Annotated in this window: 17 protein-coding genes; 11 read left to right on the top strand and 6 right to left on the bottom strand. The window is 54.4% G+C overall.

Annotated features, from left to right (window positions below; genetic code table 11):
- Window positions 1-26: 26 nt before the first annotated feature.
- Window positions 27-479 carry a nucleoside-diphosphate kinase gene (ndk, locus tag RHH27_RS12675; protein ID WP_302677370.1) on the top strand — a complete coding sequence of 151 codons (453 nt, stop codon included), beginning with the start codon at window positions 27-29 and terminating at the stop codon, window positions 477-479.
- On the opposite strand, the gene RHH27_RS12670 is transcribed toward ndk, so the two are convergent.
- Complete coding sequence (locus RHH27_RS12670; protein ID WP_206200430.1) at window positions 454-1194, bottom strand: TerC family protein; 741 nt, start codon at window positions 1192-1194, stop codon at window positions 454-456. The genes ndk and RHH27_RS12670 overlap by 26 nt on opposite strands.
- Before the next feature lie 389 nt (window positions 1195-1583).
- Here RHH27_RS12670 and RHH27_RS12665 point away from each other — a divergent pair, with 389 nt between their 5' ends.
- Window positions 1584-2573 (top strand): FkbM family methyltransferase, encoded by a 990-nt coding sequence (locus RHH27_RS12665; RefSeq protein ID WP_302678455.1) that lies wholly within the window; start codon window positions 1584-1586, stop codon window positions 2571-2573.
- On the opposite strand, the gene RHH27_RS12660 is transcribed toward RHH27_RS12665, so the two are convergent.
- Window positions 2570-3457, bottom strand: coding sequence for a Sll0314/Alr1548 family TPR repeat-containing protein (locus tag RHH27_RS12660; RefSeq protein ID WP_302678454.1), 888 nt, complete (start codon window positions 3455-3457; stop codon window positions 2570-2572). The genes RHH27_RS12665 and RHH27_RS12660 overlap by 4 nt on opposite strands.
- A 25-nt stretch (window positions 3458-3482) precedes the next feature.
- Here RHH27_RS12660 and RHH27_RS12655 point away from each other — a divergent pair, with 25 nt between their 5' ends.
- From RHH27_RS12655 to cysW, 6 genes are all read left to right on the top strand, one after another.
- On the top strand, window positions 3483-4148 hold the full coding sequence (locus RHH27_RS12655) for an ABC transporter ATP-binding protein (RefSeq protein WP_206200427.1): 666 nt from the start codon (window positions 3483-3485) through the stop codon (window positions 4146-4148).
- Window positions 4149-4276: 128 nt separating this feature from the next.
- Window positions 4277-8257: a magnesium chelatase subunit H gene (locus tag RHH27_RS12650; RefSeq protein ID WP_206200426.1), complete on the top strand. Its 3981-nt coding sequence runs from the start codon at window positions 4277-4279 to the stop codon at window positions 8255-8257.
- 123 nt (window positions 8258-8380) lie between these two features.
- On the top strand, window positions 8381-8707 hold the full coding sequence (locus tag RHH27_RS12645) for a hypothetical protein (protein WP_190278112.1): 327 nt from the start codon (window positions 8381-8383) through the stop codon (window positions 8705-8707).
- A 115-nt stretch (window positions 8708-8822) separates the two neighbouring features.
- On the top strand, window positions 8823-9839 hold the full coding sequence (locus RHH27_RS12640; RefSeq protein ID WP_255521469.1) for a sulfate ABC transporter substrate-binding protein: 1017 nt from the start codon (window positions 8823-8825) through the stop codon (window positions 9837-9839).
- The gene (cysT, locus tag RHH27_RS12635) at window positions 9839-10690 is read left to right on the top strand and encodes a sulfate ABC transporter permease subunit CysT (protein WP_206200424.1); all 852 of its coding nucleotides are present in this window, start codon (window positions 9839-9841) and stop codon (window positions 10688-10690) included. The genes RHH27_RS12640 and cysT overlap by 1 nt, the downstream gene beginning before the upstream one ends.
- The gene (gene cysW / locus RHH27_RS12630) at window positions 10677-11516 is read left to right on the top strand and encodes a sulfate ABC transporter permease subunit CysW (RefSeq protein WP_302678453.1); all 840 of its coding nucleotides are present in this window, start codon (window positions 10677-10679) and stop codon (window positions 11514-11516) included. Before cysT ends, cysW begins: the two co-directional genes overlap by 14 nt.
- Here the strand turns inward: cysW and RHH27_RS12625 are convergent.
- Both RHH27_RS12625 and RHH27_RS12620 read right to left on the bottom strand, forming a co-directional pair.
- Window positions 11513-12799: a homoserine dehydrogenase gene (locus RHH27_RS12625; protein ID WP_255521468.1), complete on the bottom strand. Its 1287-nt coding sequence runs from the start codon at window positions 12797-12799 to the stop codon at window positions 11513-11515. The two genes, cysW and RHH27_RS12625, sit on opposite strands and share 4 nt — an antisense overlap.
- A gap of 45 nt (window positions 12800-12844) precedes the next feature.
- On the bottom strand, window positions 12845-14368 hold the full coding sequence (locus RHH27_RS12620; protein ID WP_302678452.1) for a bifunctional aminoglycoside phosphotransferase/ATP-binding protein: 1524 nt from the start codon (window positions 14366-14368) through the stop codon (window positions 12845-12847).
- A 116-nt stretch (window positions 14369-14484) separates the two neighbouring features.
- Between RHH27_RS12620 and panB the strand changes: the two genes are divergently transcribed.
- Window positions 14485-15270 (top strand): 3-methyl-2-oxobutanoate hydroxymethyltransferase, encoded by a 786-nt coding sequence (panB, locus tag RHH27_RS12615; RefSeq protein WP_302678451.1) that lies wholly within the window; start codon window positions 14485-14487, stop codon window positions 15268-15270.
- A gap of 1 nt (window position 15271) precedes the next feature.
- Here the strand turns inward: panB and RHH27_RS12610 are convergent, their stop codons facing one another.
- Window positions 15272-16213, bottom strand: a complete 942-nt coding sequence (locus tag RHH27_RS12610) for a DnaJ C-terminal domain-containing protein (RefSeq protein ID WP_206200420.1) — start codon at window positions 16211-16213, stop codon at window positions 15272-15274.
- 114 nt (window positions 16214-16327) lie between these two features.
- Here RHH27_RS12610 and RHH27_RS12605 point away from each other — a divergent pair, with 114 nt between their 5' ends.
- Window positions 16328-17428, top strand: a complete 1101-nt coding sequence (locus RHH27_RS12605) for a histidinol-phosphate transaminase (protein ID WP_302677376.1) — start codon at window positions 16328-16330, stop codon at window positions 17426-17428.
- Here the strand turns inward: RHH27_RS12605 and RHH27_RS12600 are convergent, their stop codons facing one another.
- Complete coding sequence (locus RHH27_RS12600; RefSeq protein WP_302678450.1) at window positions 17429-17842, bottom strand: pentapeptide repeat-containing protein; 414 nt, start codon at window positions 17840-17842, stop codon at window positions 17429-17431. It lies immediately after the preceding gene.
- A gap of 140 nt (window positions 17843-17982) precedes the next feature.
- Between RHH27_RS12600 and RHH27_RS12595 the strand changes: the two genes are divergently transcribed.
- Complete coding sequence (locus RHH27_RS12595; protein ID WP_302678449.1) at window positions 17983-18714, top strand: PspA/IM30 family protein; 732 nt, start codon at window positions 17983-17985, stop codon at window positions 18712-18714.
- Window positions 18715-18721: the final 7 nt, after the last annotated feature.

The raw sequence follows: 18721 nt of genomic DNA, 5'->3' as shown, positions 1-18721 counted from the left end.
TGTAGATCGAGCAGAGGACATACTGCGTGGAACGGACATTTCTAGCCATTAAGCCCGATGGCGTTCAGCGTGGGCTAGTGGGGACGATTATCCAACGATTTGAACAAAAAGGCTACACACTGGTCGGCCTCAAACTGATGCGGGTCAGCCGCGAATTGGCAGAGCAGCACTACGGCGAACACAAAGATAAGCCCTTCTTTACGGGGCTAGTGAATTTCATTACCTCTGGACCGGTGGTGGCCATGGTCTGGGAAGGCCGGGGGGTGATTGCCAATGCCCGCAAACTGATTGGTGCCACTAATCCCCTCAATGCGGAGCCAGGAACGCTCCGGGGCGATTTTGCTGTAGATGTGGGACGGAATGTAATTCACGGCTCCGACAGTCCCGAAAATGCTGAGCGGGAAATCAATCTCTGGTTCCAGACGCAGGAACTGGTGCCTTGGGAGCCGGCCTTCACCTCTTGGGTGTATGAGATGTAGGTTCATGGGTTGACTTGGGAAGGGTTGGGGGGGTGTCTGGCTCCTCCACCTCCCGCTTGGAAAAGCCCCACGTAAAGCAAAGGGCAATCAGGCTAATCATCACCCAGTCCGAGGGTACCAGCTGGGGATTAATCACGCGAATGAGCAGCCGCAGACCCACCAGCATCACTGTGAAATAGCCCGCATCCTCAAGTCGAGGAAATTCTTTTAGCCAGCGGATAAATAGCTCCGCCATAAAGCGCAGCATAATCACGCCAATCGTGCCGCCGAGTAATACCAGCCAACGCTCATCCGACAGGGCGATCGCCGTTGTCACGCTATCGAGGGAAAAGGCCAAATCCGCTAAGGCCAATAGGGGGACTGCCTGCCAAAAAGAACGAATCACCCGCTCGTGTTCATGTTCTGGCTCGGTCGTAAAGAAAAAGTACTTTGCCGATAACCACAGCAGATAGAGTGCCCCCGCCAACTCAAACTGCCAGAACCGCAAGACCCAAGTCGCTGTGAAAATCAGGCCAATGCGAAAAACGTAAGAAATGGCCAGTCCCAGATTGAGTGCCCGCCGTTGTGCATCTAAGTCTTCGATGCCTCGTACCAAGGCCGCTAGGGCGATCGCATTGTCCGCTGAGAGAACCGCTTCGAGTGCCAACAACACCACAAGTAACAACAGGGTATCCAGTCCCCAGTTGGGCGAGAGTTCCAATAGTTCATCAATCATCGGGTGAGGGAAGTTCTCCAGATTTTTGGCTGCTTATATTTATCGTCGCACAGGAGCGGTACAGCCCTTTTCCCAAAGATGGAACACCCTCAAACCCAGACGTAGGCGCAACCCAAAATGCTAGTGACCTGACCGTTGGGCTGACGGTAGGCCTTACGCACATCCAGTCAGCGGACAAGCGATTCCCCTTTGGTTCTGGTGTGCATAGTCCTGCATCCTGTCGCATTTTCACCGTTAACCTATCACGAGGACTGAAATCTTGGGGAGCCAAGGGGGTGAACATTCTTGGATCGCTCGCTTTACCAAGGTGGCGATGATTGAGCAAAAGACAGTCTTCGCTGGGGCACAATTCAGAATTGTCGTTGACGTTGCAGGAATTCTACGTTGCTATGGGACTCGTTAACAATACGCTAAAAGCGGCAGGCAAGCTCGATCCGCTTTCTTTAACGCTGTGCATCGTTGGCTCTCGCAAAATCTATCATGAGGATGATTATGCCCAATCTCCATGGCATATCTTTGCCCCCAATCTCAGAATTTATGGTTTTGATGCGGATGCCGACGCCTGTGATCAGGCCAATACCGCCTTAGCCGCCCAAGGAATTACGTGGTTTGAGCGTCACTATCCGCTGACGTTGGGCAAAGAGGTGGGAGAATCAACCCTTTACATTACCAACGCCATTCATTGCAGTTCTTTATATCCACCAAATTTGAGCTACACATCGCGATTTCAAGGATTTAATCCTGGCTTGGATGTAGCGGCAAGTGTTCAGGTGGAAACAACCACCCTTGACGCATTTGCCCAAGCTGAAGGCCTTGAGAGCGTAGATGTCCTGCAAGTGGATGTCCAAGGTGCAGATCTAGATGTGTTGCAAGGCGGTGAGCGGCTTCTGGCAGCCAGTACTTTAGCAATCATAGTTGAAGTTGAGTTTTCGGAGGTTTACAGAGGGCAACCCCTCTTTGGGGATATTGATGCATATTTGCGCGCTCAAGGCTTTGTGCTCTTTGACCTACTCACCAATGATGGTTGGTGCCGATTACCGCGCTACGTTTCCCCATTTCACTCCCAACGGCGAGGGGGTCAACTGCTATGGGCCGATGCAATTTACCTGCGGGATTTGCTCAATGAGAGTCAACAGCAGCAAAACCAGCACCTACAGAGCCCTAGCCACTTGCTAAAACTGGCGGCAATTGCTGATGCACTGGACTTTCCTGATTATGCGCTGGAAGTTTTAACGCAACTGACGCTTCGCTATGGCAAAATCCCTCAGTGGAACTGCCGCAAAGAAATTTGCGCTATTTTGGAACAGGTTCAGCCCCTGCTCGGCACAGATATTGCCAAGCTGCCAATTTCAAAGCTGCTGTCTGAGCCAACAACCTAGCCTTGGGGCAAAAGGCGACGGCTAAACTGCTGAATTTCCTCGCGAATCCCTCGCGGCAATTGGCTTTGTTTGGCTAGGGCTTGCTGGAAATATTGCTGTGCCTGCGATCGGTTGCCACTGGCGGCCAAAATTTGTGCTTTCAGATAAAGGAGTTCTGGATTGTGGGGGGCAAGTGCCAAGGCTTGATCAACTGCGTTTAAGGCTTGCGGCCATTGCTTGCGATCGCGATAGGCCAAGGCCAAGCCTCGATAACTCAGGTAATTGGGAGCGGCGTAGGTTTGCAGGGTTTGAATGGCCCGATCCATGCTGACAAAGCCCACATTACTGGCAATACCCCACTCCATAAAGCCACGAACAAGATTCAATTCCGGATCGCGAGGATTGACAGCTTCGGCTCGCCCCACATGATCGAGAACCCGCTGTACCCGCAACAGAGCGGCGGGGGCACCAGCCACAGGCCCCGATCCGGCATCGGAAATTTCATAGCCAGCCATCAGGAAATGCCCCACGGCTTGATAGAGATTTCCCCGCAGGCGATCGCGGCTCGTGAGGGCTTGGGCAGCGCGTAGGGTCTCCTCAGCGTAGCGTTTGTACCCTGCCCAGTCTTCATTAAGATAGGCAATGGCAGCAGCCAAGGTCAGGGTTAGGGGTTCTTGGCGATCGCGCTCCAAGGCCGCCGGCAGTAACTCTTTACCTTTGACATAGTTGCCATCGCGAAAGAGGGCAACAAAGACAGCTTCCGTTTGATCGGAAATGGGTCGTGCTTGAGCGCCCGTACGGAAAGGATCCCCAGCAAGGGCAGCGGTACTCAGTACCCAGGGGGCGATCGCTCCACTAAGATAGAGAGCAAAGCGTTGCCACAGGCGCAGTTGACGTGTTTGCACGGTCGTTACCTCCGGAGTCTGCATCTTGTTTTCGGTTCACCATCTCAGCTACCACCCCGCCGCCACCCCTCAGCCCATTTTGCGGGACATTAATTTAGACTTGGGTATGGCTGAACTGGGATTAATTATCGGACCCAGTGGATCCGGCAAAACCACCCTACTAGAGATTTTAGCGGGCTTGGCCACCCCCAGTCGGGGAATCATTCGATGGCAGGATCAGGTTCTCACACCCGATCATTTACAACAGTTGGCCGGATTGGTCTTTCAGTTCCCAGATCGCTACTTCTGTGGCAGTACCATTCTCGAAGAGCTGCGCTTTGGCCACCCAGAAATTCCCTACGAAAACTTTTACCGCGCCCTTGCCGATGTGGGTCTCGATCATTTGCCTTTGCACACCCGCCCCGAATCCTTGAGCGGTGGTCAGCAGCGTCGCCTCGCGCTTGCTGTGCAACTGGTGCGCCAACCCTACCTGCTCTTGCTCGATGAACCCACAGCGGGTCTGGATTGGTCAATGCGCCGCCAATTGGTACAGGTGCTGCGCCGCCTCAAGGAACACTGGAGCCTGCTTGTGGTCACCCATGAGGCCACTGAATTGCGAGAGATTAGCGATCGCACGTGGCGATTGGAAAACGGTTGTCTAGTGCCCTTGATTTCCCAGCGATCCAGTCCTGTAATAAGTTTTAATACTTAGGTAGCAATACTTTGCAATTTGTTACCACAGAACCGCAAAGTCGCTTGCCAGCTTGATTTTCTGCTACAACCACAAAAGGTATATCCCCCTTGGGGTTTGGTCTCGATCGTTACAAGGAGTTTGAACGCATGTTCACCCACGTCAAGTCCACGATTCGGCATATCGCGCCAGCGGCGTTAAATGGGCGATCGCTGTTGCGAGTGGTGTATGTGGTACTTGAAGCCCAATACCAGAGCGCGCTGTCGGCAGCGGTTCGCAGCATTAACGATACCCATCCACAGGTGGCCATTGAAATCAGTGGCTATCTCCTTGAGGAACTGCGCAATCCCGAAAACTATGCCGCCTTCTGTGAGGACGTGGCGCGGGCAAATGTGTTTATCGCCTCCCTGATTTTCATTGAGGACTTAGCGGATAAGGTGGTCGAGGCGGTTCAGCCCTATCGCGATCGCTTGGATGTAGCGGTTGTCTTCCCCTCGCTGCCCCAAGTGATGCGCCTCAACAAAATGGGCAGCTTTTCCTTGGCTCAGATTGGCCAATCCAAGAGCGTCATTGCCAACTTCATGAAAAAGCGCAAGGAGAAGTCAGGTGCCGGCTTCCAAGATGCCATGCTCAAACTCCTGCGAACCCTGCCCCAAGTGCTGAAGTACCTCCCCATTGACAAGGCTCAGGATGCCCGCAACTTCATGCTCAGCTTCCAGTATTGGCTGGGCGGGTCGCCAGAGAACCTAGAAAACTTCCTCCTCATGCTGGCCGATCGCTACGTCTTCAAAGGTCAGCCAAACAGCAACCTCAGCTACCAAGAACCGGTCACCTACCCCGACACCGGTATTTGGCACCCCCTTGCACCGCAAATGTTTGAGGATCTTAAGGAGTACCTCAACTGGTTCAACAGTCGCCGCGATATTGGCGCTGATCTCAAAGACCCTCTCGTGCCCACCATTGGCCTGCTGTTGCAGCGTACCCACCTTGTCACCGGTGATGACGCTCACTATGTCGCCATTGTGCAAGAGTTTGAATCCCAAGGGGCGCGGGTGATTCCCGTCTTCTCTGGTGGGCTGGACTTTTCGACGCCCCTAGAAAAATTTTTCTACGATCCCGTCAACCCTGAGAAACCCATTGTTGATACCGTTGTCTCTCTCACGGGATTCGCCCTTGTGGGGGGGCCTGCCAAGCAGGATCATCCCAAAGCTGTAGCGGCACTGAAAAAACTCAACCGTCCCTACATGGTGGCACTGCCCTTGGTGTTTCAAACCACTGAGGAATGGGAAGACAGCGATCTGGGGCTGCACCCGATTCAAGTGGCGCTGCAAATTGCTCTGCCGGAACTGGATGGTGCCATTGAGCCAATTATTCTTTCCGGTCGCGATGGCATGACCGGTAAGGCGATCGCCCTCCAAGACCGCGTCGAAATGATCGTACAGCGGGCACTGAAGTGGGCCAATCTGCGCCGCAAACCCAAGGTGCAAAAGAAAGTCGCCATCACCATCTTTAGCTTCCCGCCGGATAAAGGCAATGTTGGCACCGCCGCCTACTTGGATGTCTTTGGCTCCATCTACAAAGTCATGGAAGCCCTGAAAAACAACGGCTATGACGTGCAGGACATGCCCGAGAGTGCCGAAGCCCTGATGCAGGAAATTCTCCACGATGCCCGTGCCCAAGTGGGGAGTCCCGAACTCAACATTGCCTACCGCATGAGCGTGCCGGAATACGAGCGCCTCACCCCCTACGCCAAGCGCCTTGAAGAAAACTGGGGCAAACCGCCAGGGCACCTGAACAGTGACGGCCAAAACCTGCTCATCTACGGCAAAGCCTACGGCAACGTCTTTATTGGCGTGCAGCCCACCTTTGGCTACGAAGGGGATCCAATGCGGCTGCTCTTTTCTCGCTCTGCCAGTCCCCACCACGGCTTTGCTGCCTATTACACCTTCCTCAACCACATTTGGCAGGCGGATGCAGTGCTCCACTTTGGCACCCACGGTTCTTTGGAGTTCATGCCGGGCAAACAGATGGGCATGTCTGGGGATTGCTACCCCGATAATCTCATTGGCTGTATTCCCAACCTCTACTACTACGCTGCCAATAACCCCTCCGAAGCCACCATTGCCAAACGCCGCAGCTATGCCAACACGATTAGTTACCTCACGCCCCCCGCGGAAAATGCCGGCCTCTACAAAGGGCTGCGGGAACTCAGCGATCTCATTGGTTCCTACCAAACCCTGAAAGATAGCGGTCGGGGGGTTCAGATTGTCAACACGATCATGGACAAGTGCCGCCTAGTCAATCTCGATCAGGATGTGGCTCTCCCCGCTAAGGACGCGGCAGATCTCACTGCCGAGGAGCGCGATACCCTCGTGGGCAAGGTCTATATCAAGCTGATGGAAATTGAAAGCCGCCTCCTGCCCTGTGGCCTGCACGTAATTGGCAAACCGCCGACAACGGAAGAAGCAGTGGCTACCTTGGTCAATATTGCCAGCTTGGATCGCTCTGAGGACGGCATTAAGAGCTTGCCCAGGCTCATTGCCGAGAGTCTAGGGCGGGACATTGATGAGATTTATCAAAATAGCGATCGCGGGGTACTGGCGGATGTTGAACTGCTGCGCCAGATTAACGAGGCGACCCGTGCTGCCGTCAGTGCCCTCGTCCAAGCCCAAGCCGATGCCGAGGGTCGTGTGTCGCGGGTCTCGAAGCTGAACTTCTTTAACATGGGGCGCAAAGAGCCGTGGATTGAATCCCTCCATGGTGCAGGCTATACCCAAGTGGATGCCGCTGCCCTCAAGCCCCTGATGGAATACCTCGAATTCTGTTTACAGCAGATTGTGGCCGACAATGAACTGGGGGCACTGCTGCAAGCCCTTGAAGGCGAGTACATTCTCCCCGGCCCCGGTGGCGATCCAATTCGCAATCCTGAGGTCTTGCCGACGGGCAAAAATATCCACGCCTTGGATCCCCAAGCCATTCCCACTGCCGCTGCTGTGCAGTCTGCCAAAGTTGTGGTCGATCGCCTTCTAGCGCGGCAAAAAGCGGAAAACAACAACCAATGGCCAGAAACCATCGCCATGGTGCTCTGGGGCACAGATAATATCAAAACCTATGGCGAGTCCCTTGCTCAAGTGCTCTGGCTAGTGGGGGCACGTCCTTTACCCGATTCCTTGGGACGGGTCAACAAAGTGGAACTCATCCCCCTAGAAGAGCTGGGGCGGCCACGCATTGATGTTGTCGTCAACTGTTCTGGGGTCTTCCGCGATCTCTTTATCAACCAGATGGCGCTCATTGACCGTGCCATCAAGATGGCTGCCGAAGCCGATGAACCCCTTGAGCTAAACTTTATCCGCAAGCACGCCCTGCAACAGGCTTCAGAATTGGGGATTGACCTGCGCCAAGCGGCCACACGGGTCTTCACCAATGCCTCCGGTTCCTACGCGGCGAATGTCAACCTAGCGGTGGAAAATAGCTCTTGGGAGCAGGAGTCGGAACTTCAGGATATGTATCTCTCCCGTAAGTCCTTTGCCTTCTCGGCAGATTCTCCGGGGACGATGCAGCAGGCGCGGGATTTGTTTGAAACCGCCCTCAAAACCGTGGATGTAACCTTCCAGAATCTCGACTCCTCAGAAATTAGCCTCACCGATGTCAGCCACTACTTTGACTCAGATCCGACCAAGCTGGTGGCGGCACTGCGCAGCGATGGCAAGCAACCCAAGGCCTATATTGCCGATACCACCACAGCCAATGCCCAAGTGCGGACGCTCTCGGAAACCGTTCGCCTCGACAGCCGAACCAAGCTCCTGAATCCCAAGTGGTATGAAGGGATGCTCTCCCACGGCTACGAAGGGGTGCGCGAGATCTCGAAGCGACTAGTCAACACAATGGGCTGGTCGGCCACCGCAGGAGCTGTGGATAACTGGGTTTATGAGGAGGCGAATGCCACGTTTATTCTCGATGAGCAGATGCGGCAGCGGCTTCTGAATACCAACCCCCACTCCTTCCGCAAAATGGTGAGCACCTTCCTCGAACTTCACGGACGCGGCTATTGGCAGACCAGTGAAGCCAATCTGGAACTGCTGCGGCAACTCTATCAAGAGGTCGAGGACAAGATTGAGGGCGTTGAGTAAACAACGTTAATAGCATGGGGGAAGCTCTTCCCCCTTTTTATTTGGACGCCGATGTGATCGGAACCCACCCTGCTCCTTAAGCGTCAGACCCCGCAGTACGTTTTTTCTGTGGAGGAGTTGACGATGTTGAAGACACTTCAAGTCGTTGGCCTATCGTCCTTGACTGGTTTGGCGGTTCTTTCCTTTGTGGATACCGCCGCGGCTCAACTGAATGTCAACGTGAATCTTGGTGGTTCCCGTCAGCCGGTGTATGTGGTGCCCAGTCCCTCTAGCCAACCCGTCTATGTGGTGCCTACCCCTCAAACACAACCCGTGTATGTGGTACAGCCAAGAGTGGTTAGTGTTCCGCCAGCCTCCCCGCGATCGCGCCATCACCGCAAAAAGCCCCATCGCAATCAACCGCAGTATGTGATTCCCGCGAATCCGAGTGGGGTGCTGATCACGTTTTAAGAATTCCAGTCAGAATCGCCGCCCCTTCTGCTAAGATGGATTACACATCAGTATTCCGACCGATTTATCGTAGATTGATGGCAGAATGGTCAATTGGCGGCGTTTTAGGGTTTGGTTGAGCTTGTTCTTACTAGCGGTAGGTCTCAGTGGTCTCACCGCTGCTTGTCAATTTCAGGCCACTCTGCCCGATGGTCGCCCTGCTCAGGTGAATCTAACCCTTTCTTCGTTCTCGGTCACTAAAAAAGCGCACGAGGCTATTATGCCCCTGTTTGCTGCTCAATGGGAACAGGAACATCAACAAAAAGTGCGCTTCCGAACGAGTTATGGTCCCTCGGGCAGTCAGTCACGGGCGGTGATTGATGGCCTAGAAGCCGATATCGTCCACTTGTCCCTTGCTTTAGATGTCGATCGCATTGCCAAAGCAGGGTTAATTCGCCCCGATTGGGCTAGCCAAGCCCCCCACAACAGCATTGTCACCACTTCTGTCGGTGCCCTGATTACCCGTGACGGCAACCCGAAAAATCTGCAAACATGGCAGGATCTCACCCGTGAGGGGGTGACATTTGTGACTGCCGATCCCAAAACCTCTGGCGCGGCTCGCTGGAACTTCCTTGCGCTGTGGGGATCGGTCACGGAAACAGGGGGAACGTTTGATCAGGCGCGGCAGTTTGTGACTGAAGCCTTTCGCCATGTGGCCGCTCTCCCCCGCGATAGTCGTGAAGCCACTGATGCCTTTTTGAAACAGGGACAGGGGGATGCCCTGATCAACTATGAAAATGAAGTGATCTTGGCTCGCCAAAAGGGCAAGACCCTTTCCTATATCCTTCCTCCTGTGAATATCCTGATTGAAAACCCGATCGCCCTTGTGGATCAATACGTGGATAAACATGGCACACGGGAGGTAGCACAGGCCTATATTGACTTTCTCTATACTCCCCAAGCTCAGGAGATCTTTGCCCAATATGGTTTTCGACCCGTGGATGCCACCGTCCTTGCCGCTCATCAGCAGACGTTTCCACCCGTGCCCACCCTCTTTACCGTGGCAGATTTAGGGGGCTGGGAGAAGGTGCAAGCCCAATTTTTCGCTAATGGCGCCCTGTTTGATCAAATTCAGCAGGAGAATCAAGCCTGATGACCGCTACCCACCCCATTTCGCCGTCACTCTCTCCTCAGAAACAGCGCTGGCAGTTTCCTTGGGTTTGGAGAATCACGGTCTTTTACTTACTCGTGATGCTGGCTGTACCCATTGCTGCCCTCTTGAGCCGTGCCAGTAGTGCTGGGCCACTGCATTTTTGGCAGGTGGCAACGCGGGCGATCGCCCTGTCGGCCTATGAAGTCACGTTTGTGACTGCCCTCATCGCAGCGCTGATCAATGGCGTCTTTGGTACCCTGATTGCTTGGGTGCTGGTGCGCTATTCCTTTCCGGGGAAGCGCTTCTTTGATGCTGTCGTGGATCTACCTTTTGCATTGCCAACGGCGGTGGCGGGTCTCACCCTCGCAACGGTCTATAGCGAAAATGGCTGGATTGGTAGCTTACTAGCGCCCTTCGGAATCAGAATTGCCTTCAGCCGCTGGGGGGTGGCGGTGGCGATGCTCTTTATTTCCTTACCCTTCGTGATTCGCACGGTGCAGCCCGTCCTCACTGAAATGGAAAAGGATGTGGAGGAGGCAGCATGGTCGCTGGGTGCTACTCATGGGCAGACCTTTTGGCGAGTGATTTTGCCACCTTTGATGCCCGCTATTCTCACAGGCGTTGCCCTAGGCTTCTCACGGGCAGTGGGGGAATTTGGCTCAATTGTGATTATTTCCTCCAACACTCCTTTTCGGGACTTGATTGCCTCAGTGCTGGTGTTTCAGAGCTTAGAGCAGTATGACTATGAGGCAGCAACCATTATTGGTACGGTGATGCTCTTGGTATCCCTAGCGATTTTATTTCTGATTAATCTGCTGCAAGCGTGGGGGCGGCGCTATGCGGAGCGTTAAACCCTCGCCCACCCAAGAAAAGCCATGGCTACATGCCCTTTTGATTGTCATTGCCATCGCCTACTTAGCCCTTGTGCTTTTGCTGCCGGCGGCCAATGTCCTTTTCCAAGCCTTTCACAAGGGAGTCATGCCCTTTCTGGAAAATTTGCTGGAGCCGGATTTTCTGCATGCGGTGTGGCTGACCTTTGCCCTTGCCTTGGTGGTGGTGCCCTTAAACACGATCTTTGGTCTCTGTGCCGCTTGGGCGATCGCCCGCCATCGCTTTGTGGGACGCACCCTTTTACTGAGCATTATTGACCTACCTTTTTCCATCTCCCCCGTTGTTGCCGGACTGATGCTGGTACTGGTCTATGGCCGCAATGGCTGGTTCGGGGGCTGGCTGCAAGCTTTAGATATTCGCGTTATTTTCTCTTTTCCGGGGATGGTGCTGGCAACAGCCTTTGTGAGTTTGCCCTTTGTGGCGCGAGAAGTCATCCCTGTCCTAGAAGAAATCGGTACCGAGCAGGAGGAAGCCGCAAAAACCCTAGGCGCCAATGAGTGGCAAACCTTTTGGCGAGTCACCCTGCCCAATATCCGCTGGGGACTGCTCTATGGGGTCCTGTTGACCAATGCGCGAGCGATGGGGGAGTTTGGCGCTGTGGCAGTAGTCTCTGGCAATGTGGCGGGTCTGACGCAAACCCTGCCCCTCTTTGTGGAGGATGCCTACAAAAACTACAATACGGAGTCCGCCTATGCGGCAGCGGTGATCCTTGGCTTGCTAGCGCTTGTGACGCTCGTGGTTAAGGAAATTTTGGAGCGGAAAACAGGGATCAAGCCCAATCCCTAGGAGGTGCCGAGGACGCGCAAAATCGAGGGCACGGCTTCAATATCGGTCATTTGGGCAATCTCGGCCATAGCTTGACGAAACTCCCCTTCGCGCACATGGTGGGTGACAATCACAATTTCTGCCAGTTCATTGTGGCTGCCAATTTGCACAAGGGATTCCAAGCTAACATTGTGGTTGCCAAAACAGGTACCCAGTTTCCCTAGGACTCCCGGATGATCTTGGGCATGGACACGGGCATAGAAACGACTATCCACCTCCGCCATCGGTAGCAGCGGCATAAACTGATCGTGCTGGCAGGTGAGCAAGGGATGGCTGGCACGTCCTTGGGGGAGAAGGGCGGCAATGTTGATTAAATCCGCCACGACGGCACTGGCGGTTGCCCCTGCACCGGCACCGGGACCATAGAACATTACCTGACCCAACGGCTCTGCCTCTAGGAGAATGGCATTAAAGACGCCATTGACGCCGGCAAGGGGGTGCTCAAGGGGCACGAGCGTCGGATGAACGCGCACCTCTAGGGGCTGGCCACTGAGCTGGCGGGCGATCGCCAGCAGTTTAATGCGAAATCCGAGTTTTTCCGCATAGGCAATATCTACCGCCGTGATCCCACGAATGCCCTCGCAATACACTTCCTCGCGGCGAATCCGCCCCCCAAAGGCAAGGCTGGCCAGAATGGCAATTTTATCCGCGGCATCCCATCCCTCAATGTCAGCACTGGGATCGGCTTCGGCATACCCTAGGCGTTGGGCATCGGCAAGGATGGGGGCAAAATCCCCCTGTTCCTGCTGCATGCGGGTCAGGATGTAGTTGGTGGTGCCATTGAGAATGCCGCTGACACTGTGGATACGATTGGCACCTAGGCTCTGTTTCAGGGCTTGAATGACAGGAATACCACCGGCCACGGCCGCTTCGAGCATCACATAGACCCCTTGGGCATTGGCCGCATCAAAAATTTCAGCACCATGGCGGGCAATGACGGCCTTATTGGCGGTGACAATGTGCTTGCCATGGGCAATGGCCTTGAGGATGAGCGATCGCGCCGGTTCAATGCCGCCGAGGACTTCCACCACAATGTCAATCTCAGGATGAGTCACAATGCGTTCTAAGTCAGTGGTCAGGAGCTTGGGATCAAGGGCAACGGCACGGGGCTTATGGATATCCCGTACCCCCACTTGGGCGATCGCCAGTTCCTTGATCAGCGGGTGGCGCCCCGCTGGATCCGCCAAAATTTGCGCCACACCGCCACCAACAGTGCCCAACCCCAGTAAACCAATGTGATACATCAGACCCGTCCTAGTGCACTGTTCCTATTATCAGTCGCGCTCGTCCTAGTCACACACATGGCGAACATAGGGTTCCTCCTCAGGCAAAAAGGATTCAAAACTCGCCACTTGGGCAGCAATGAGATCGGGCGTGGCCTCGGCAATATCCCCTTGGCGATCGCTCAAGCGACGGCGCAGTTCCTCAGGCGGTGCATTACAGAAGTGAATCTCCAAGGGCACCTGCAATTTCTCAGCTAAAGCAATCACGGGTTGGCGCAGCGCCACGCGATCGTATTTCGCATCCAAAATCACCGTTTGTCCCTGACGCAGCAACAATTCTGCATAGGCCAAGAGCTGATTATAGGTTTTTTGGGTCATGGCCTCAGAATAGAGATCGACCTGCGGGAAATCACTGCTGCGGCGGTCAAGGGGTAAACCCGCCAAGTGCTTACGCACGGCATCGGAGCGGATTTGAATGGCTTGCTCGGCTTGGGCGAGACCCCGTCCCCGTGTACTTTTGCCTGCCCCAGAGAGACCGCACATGACATAGAGCTTGGCTTGACGTGGTTGGGTGTAGCGATAGGCCGCCTCATAGTAGGCCGCAGCCGTGGCTTGAATCTGTGCCTTTTCGGCCTCGCTAATAGCGGGATCGTTGAGGGCCAAGGCGTTCACATTGCCGCGAATATAGGCTCTGATGCAAAGGTAAAGGGGCAACAGCACCGCCCCAGCGTAGTCCCCACTCCACTCCAAGTAGGTATTGAGGAAGAGATTGGCCAAGTCCCCGCGACCCCGAAACTCCAGATCCATCAGCAAAAAAGCGGCGTCATAAATGACATCAATGTTGCGAAATTCTTCGTTGAACTCAATACAGTCGAAAATTTGCACCCTGCCGTTGTACAGGCAGATATTGTTCAGGTGCAGATCCCCATGGCATTCGCGGATTTTGCCTGCGGCTTGCCGCTGCACCAACCACTCCTGATGCCGGGTCAGAAAGTCATCGGTAAAAGCCTGAATCGCCGCGTACTGTTCTGGGGATTGACAGCGACCGACAAACTGAGCCGCCAAGGCATGGCAATTGTTAATCACTTGGGCGATCGCCCGCGGGGAACCAAATTCACTAATGTGGGGATCTGTGGCAGCGGCGCGGTGGAAATGAGCCAGTTCTTTACCGAGGGATTCAATCAGGTGGGGGGTGACTTGGTTGGCTGCAAAGAGGTGCGAAAACAGTTGCGACTGATCAAATTGCCGCATTTGCACGGCATAGTCAATCACCTCAGCTCCCGCAGGTAAGTCTTGGGGATCCGCCACAAAATAGCGATCGCCCACCGCCACAATGGGCACCACCGCCAAGTAGAGATCTGACGCCAAACGGCGATTCAGCCGTAACTCTTCCCGACAGTAAAATAGCCGCTTTTCTAGGGTTGTAAAGTTCAAAAAGCCAAAATCCGCCGGCTTTTTCACCTTATAGGCATAGTCCCCCGTCAGAAATACGTAGGAAATATGCGTTTGCAGCAATTGAATGGGAGAGGTCACTGCATGGGGGTACGCAGCAGGGGTTAATAGGGCTTCGACAAAGGCAGGCAAAGACATGCGTACTGTGGCTAACATCGCGCCCCAATCATATCACTAGACTCTATGCCTGTGGCTAAATTGACGTTTTGAGCGTTCCTTTAGAGGATGGGGATACGAAGCTCGTGGATTTGACTATGGTGCGTCGCCCCGTAACCTTACCCCAACTCCAGCAAAAAAAACAGCAGGGAGAGCCGATTACCATGCTCACAGCTTGGGATTATCTGTGGGCGCGGCTATTGGATGCGGCGGGGGTGGATGTGATCCTTGTCGGGGATTCCCTTGGTATGGTTGCCCTTGGCTATCAAACCACCTTGCCGGTGACCCTTGATCAGATGATTCACCATGCGCAGGCGGTGCGGCGGGGCGTCAGCCACAGTTTCCTCGTGTGTGACCTGCCCTTTTTGAGCTACCACGAAAGCCCCGAACAGGCCCTGCGCTCAGCGGGGCGTTTAGTCAAAGAAGCAGACGTCCAAGCAGTGAAAATGGAAGGTGCCTCTCCGGTGGTGCAGGCAGCAACGCGGCGCTTAGTGGAGGCCGGCATCCCGGTGCTGGGTCATGTGGGTCTGTTGCCGCAGCGGGTGCATCAGTTGGGGGGATGGCGACAACAGGGGAAGACGCCACAGGGGGCAGAAGCAATTCTCGCAGATGCCCTTGCTCTGGCCGAAGCAGGTGCCTTTGGCATCATTTTGGAGCATATTCCTGCGGATTTGGCACAGCAGATTACCGCCAAGCTGGAAATTCCCACGATTGGAATTGGCGCCGGCTCCTACTGTGATGGTCAGGTGTTGGTGACGGCAGATGTTTTGGGCTTGAGTCCACAGGTGCCCCCCTTTGCTAAGGTGTATGCCGACTTGGGCACTCAGGCGATCGCTGCCCTTAAGAGCTACTGCCAAGCTGTAAAATCGCGGCAATTTCCCTAACTTAGAGCGGCCAATGGGCACGGGGGTTAAAGGTGCGGAGCGATCGCAACTTTTCGTAGAGTTCTTTTTCTTGGGCACTCAGGGATTTGGGGGGCACAATTTGCACCTTGGCAAGGAGATCGCCAGTAATGCCGCTACTACTGCGCCACCCTTTGCCCCGTAACCGCAGCGATTGCCCAGATCGCGTACCAGGGGGCACATTCAAAACCACAGTCCCAGAGGGCGTCGGTACCGTGACTTGAGCACCCAAGGCAGCTTCATCCGGGGTAATCGGCAAATCAATCACCAATTGATCCTCTTCAAAGCGGAAGAGGGGATGGGGCGCCACCTGTACCGCGAGATATAAATCCCCTCGCTGTTGGGTGTAGGGGTTATATTGACCTTTCCCCCGCAGTCGTAACTTCGTCCCCGGCTTAATACCAGCGGGAATCGTCACAGTCACCTGTTCATTGCCAATCTTGAAGGTTTTTTGGCACCCCTCAAAGGCCTCTTGGAAACTAATTTGTACCTCTAAATCAATATCGGTACTCCCAAATGGCGATGAATCAAAGCCAGCGCTGCTCCAAGTGCGAGTACGCCCTGTGGTGGTGCCAGTGGCAAATCGCCCCAGCAACTCGTTGATAAAGTCTTCAAAGCTGCTAAACTGACTAAAGTCAGCGCCAAAGTCACCAATATTGACATTAAAGCCACCAGCACCCGCCGCACTGGCCTGTTGCCAATACTGACCAAATTGATCGTATTTGCGTCGTTTTTCCGGATCTGAGAGCACTTCGTGGGCTTCGTTAATTTCCTTGAAACGAGCTTCTGCCTCTTTGTCCCCCGGATTTAAGTCGGGGTGATACTTGCGCGCGAGGCGGCGAAAGGCTTGCCGAATTTCGGCATCCGTGGCATTTTTGCTGACCCCGAGGATTTGGTAGTAATCTTTGAAGTCGGTACGCGCCATAGGAACATTCGCCTCTACGTAATCAAAAGATGAAGATTTAGTGTCAGGGCTGGCAGCAAATTAAGGCAAAAAGCTCAGTGCTATTATAGTTGAATCCCTTTATACCGTCTTGGCATGGCGACGTTTCTTCGTCCAGAACTGAGCAACCTCCGCGCCTACTCCACCCCCAGCAGTGACTCCCTACCCCTAGAACTGGATTACCTCGATACCAATGAGTTTCCGTGGGATTTGCCCACTGCCCTTAAGGAGGCGTTAGCTCAACAGTATGTCAGCACCCTCGCCAGTCATCGCTATCCTGACAGTCATCATTGGCCTTTGCGGCAGGCGATCGCTCGCTATGTCAGTGAACACAGCCCAACGGAGATCTCCCCACACCAAATTGCGGTTGGCAACGGCTCCGATGAGCTAATTCGCTCGATTTTACTGGCCACTGCGATCGGGGGCTACGGTTCTATCCTAGTGGCAGAACCGACATTTTCCATATACGGGATCCTCGCCCAAACCCTAGGGATTCCCGTCCAGCGATCGCCCCGCGATCCTGACACCTTTGCCGTGCAAATTGCTGAAGCCAATACCCTCATTGCCCAAGCGGCTCCCCCCGTGCGCGTTCTCTTTATGCTGCAACCCAACTCCCCAACAGGGAACCCCCTAACCGCAGCGGAGGTGGACTGGCTACGGCAGCTTCCTGAGGACATTTTAGTGGTGATTGATGAGGCCTATTTTGAATTTTCGGGCAAGACACTGGTGGGGGACTTGGCAGCGCATCCCAACTGGTTGATTCTGCGTACGTTTTCCAAAGCCTTTCGACTCGCCGCCCATCGGGTGGGCTACGCCATTGGCAATGCCGAGGTGATTGCGGTTTTAGAAAAGGTTCGTCTGCCCTATAACCTGCCTACGTTTTCTCAAGTGGCGGCGCAGGTTGCCCTTGACCATCGGCCGGCGTTGCTGGCAGAGATTCCCACGGTGCTAGCGGAGCGGGAGCGCCTCTATGAACGGCTTCAGGGTTGCCCCCAACTGCGGGTATGGCCGAGTGTGGCCAATTTCCTCTTTTTCCGCTTGCAGGAACCGCAATACACCCAGCCCCTGTGTGATGCCTTGCGGCGTCAGGGGACTCTTGTACGGGCGATCGCTAGCGGCATTCGGGTCACCATTGGCACACCAGCGGAGATGGAGCGCTTTTGGCAACGGCTGCAAGCTTTTTTGCACCAGCTTTAGCTAATCGGACAAGCGGCCATTGGGCAGGACTGTTCCCCGCAGGGTTGCCGTGGCTAAAGACGTGTAGGTCAGTGTGGCACCCCGCAGGTTGGCGCGACTCAGGTTGGCTTGGCGCAATTGCACAGCCGTCAGTTCAGCATTGATCAGCTTAACTTCAATCAGCTTGGCATTGGTCAAATCCACGTTGGTCAGTGTGGCATTGCTTAAATCCGAGCCACTGAGATCGGCCCCTGCCAAATTCACATCTTCTAGGTTGACACCGCGCAAATCCAATCGCCGAAAGTCACGCCGCCCTTTGGCATAGTCTGCCAGCATTTGATCAGCTCTATTTTGATTAATGATGGCTGGGGCGTAGCGACTGAGAAAACCGTGTTTATCAAAGGCGTCTGAAGGTTGCCCCGAAGAAGCAGACATCACTAAAAGTAGGATCAGGGTTCTGATGATTTTACTATAGTTTAAGCCTAGGGCAGCGACCGTTTTTGGAACTCGTGGCCAAAGGGTCTAAGGAAAGTGGCATACTGCTATAGATAAGGAACCAATAGGGAGATAACGCTGTGGGACTGTTTGATCGCGTCAGCCGTGTGGTTCGCAGTTGGCTCAATGCGCTGGTGGGTGCTGCTGAAGATCCCGAAAAAATCCTTGAGCAGACCATGATTGAAATGCAGGACAATCTGGTGACCCTGCGGCAAGCCGTCGCCCAAGCGATCGCCTCCCAAAAGCGGTTAGAGCAACAGTTCAACCAACATCAACAGCAGGCGGCTGAGTGGGAGCGCCGTGCCAAAATTGCCCTGCAACATGGGGATGAGCAACTAGCGCTTGAGGCCTTGAGTCGCAAAAAAACAGCACTGAATGCAGCCATGGCTCTCAAAGGGCAATTGGAGCAGTCCGTGACCCAAGTGGAAGCCCTCAAAAAACAAATGCAGCAGCTTGAAAGCAAAATCGCGGAAGCGAAAACCCGTAAAGAAATGCTGGTGGCACGGGCACGGGCAGCCAAGGCCTCAGAGCAATTGCAACAAACCTTTAGCAGCCTCAACACCAATGCCCCCATGGCCGCCTTTGAGCGCATGGAGGAACGGGTTCAGGAAATGGAGGCTCGCTCCCAAGCCGTGGCTGAACTCAATAGCGATACCCTCGAAGCCAAGTTTGCCGCCCTCGAAGCCGGCAGTGTGGATGACGATTTGGCACGGCTGAAGGCAGAATTGGCCAACCCGCAACTGTCACCCAGCAGCACCCCTGCCTACGATCCAGAGTTGGAAGCCCTGCGGCGGGAACTGAAGAAGAACTAGTTATTTT

This window comes from Thermosynechococcus sp. PP555 (assembly GCF_031583225.1).
GTDB lineage: Bacteria > Cyanobacteriota > Cyanobacteriia > Thermosynechococcales > Thermosynechococcaceae > Thermosynechococcus.
This window is presented reverse-complemented; position numbering and strand designations above follow the sequence as displayed.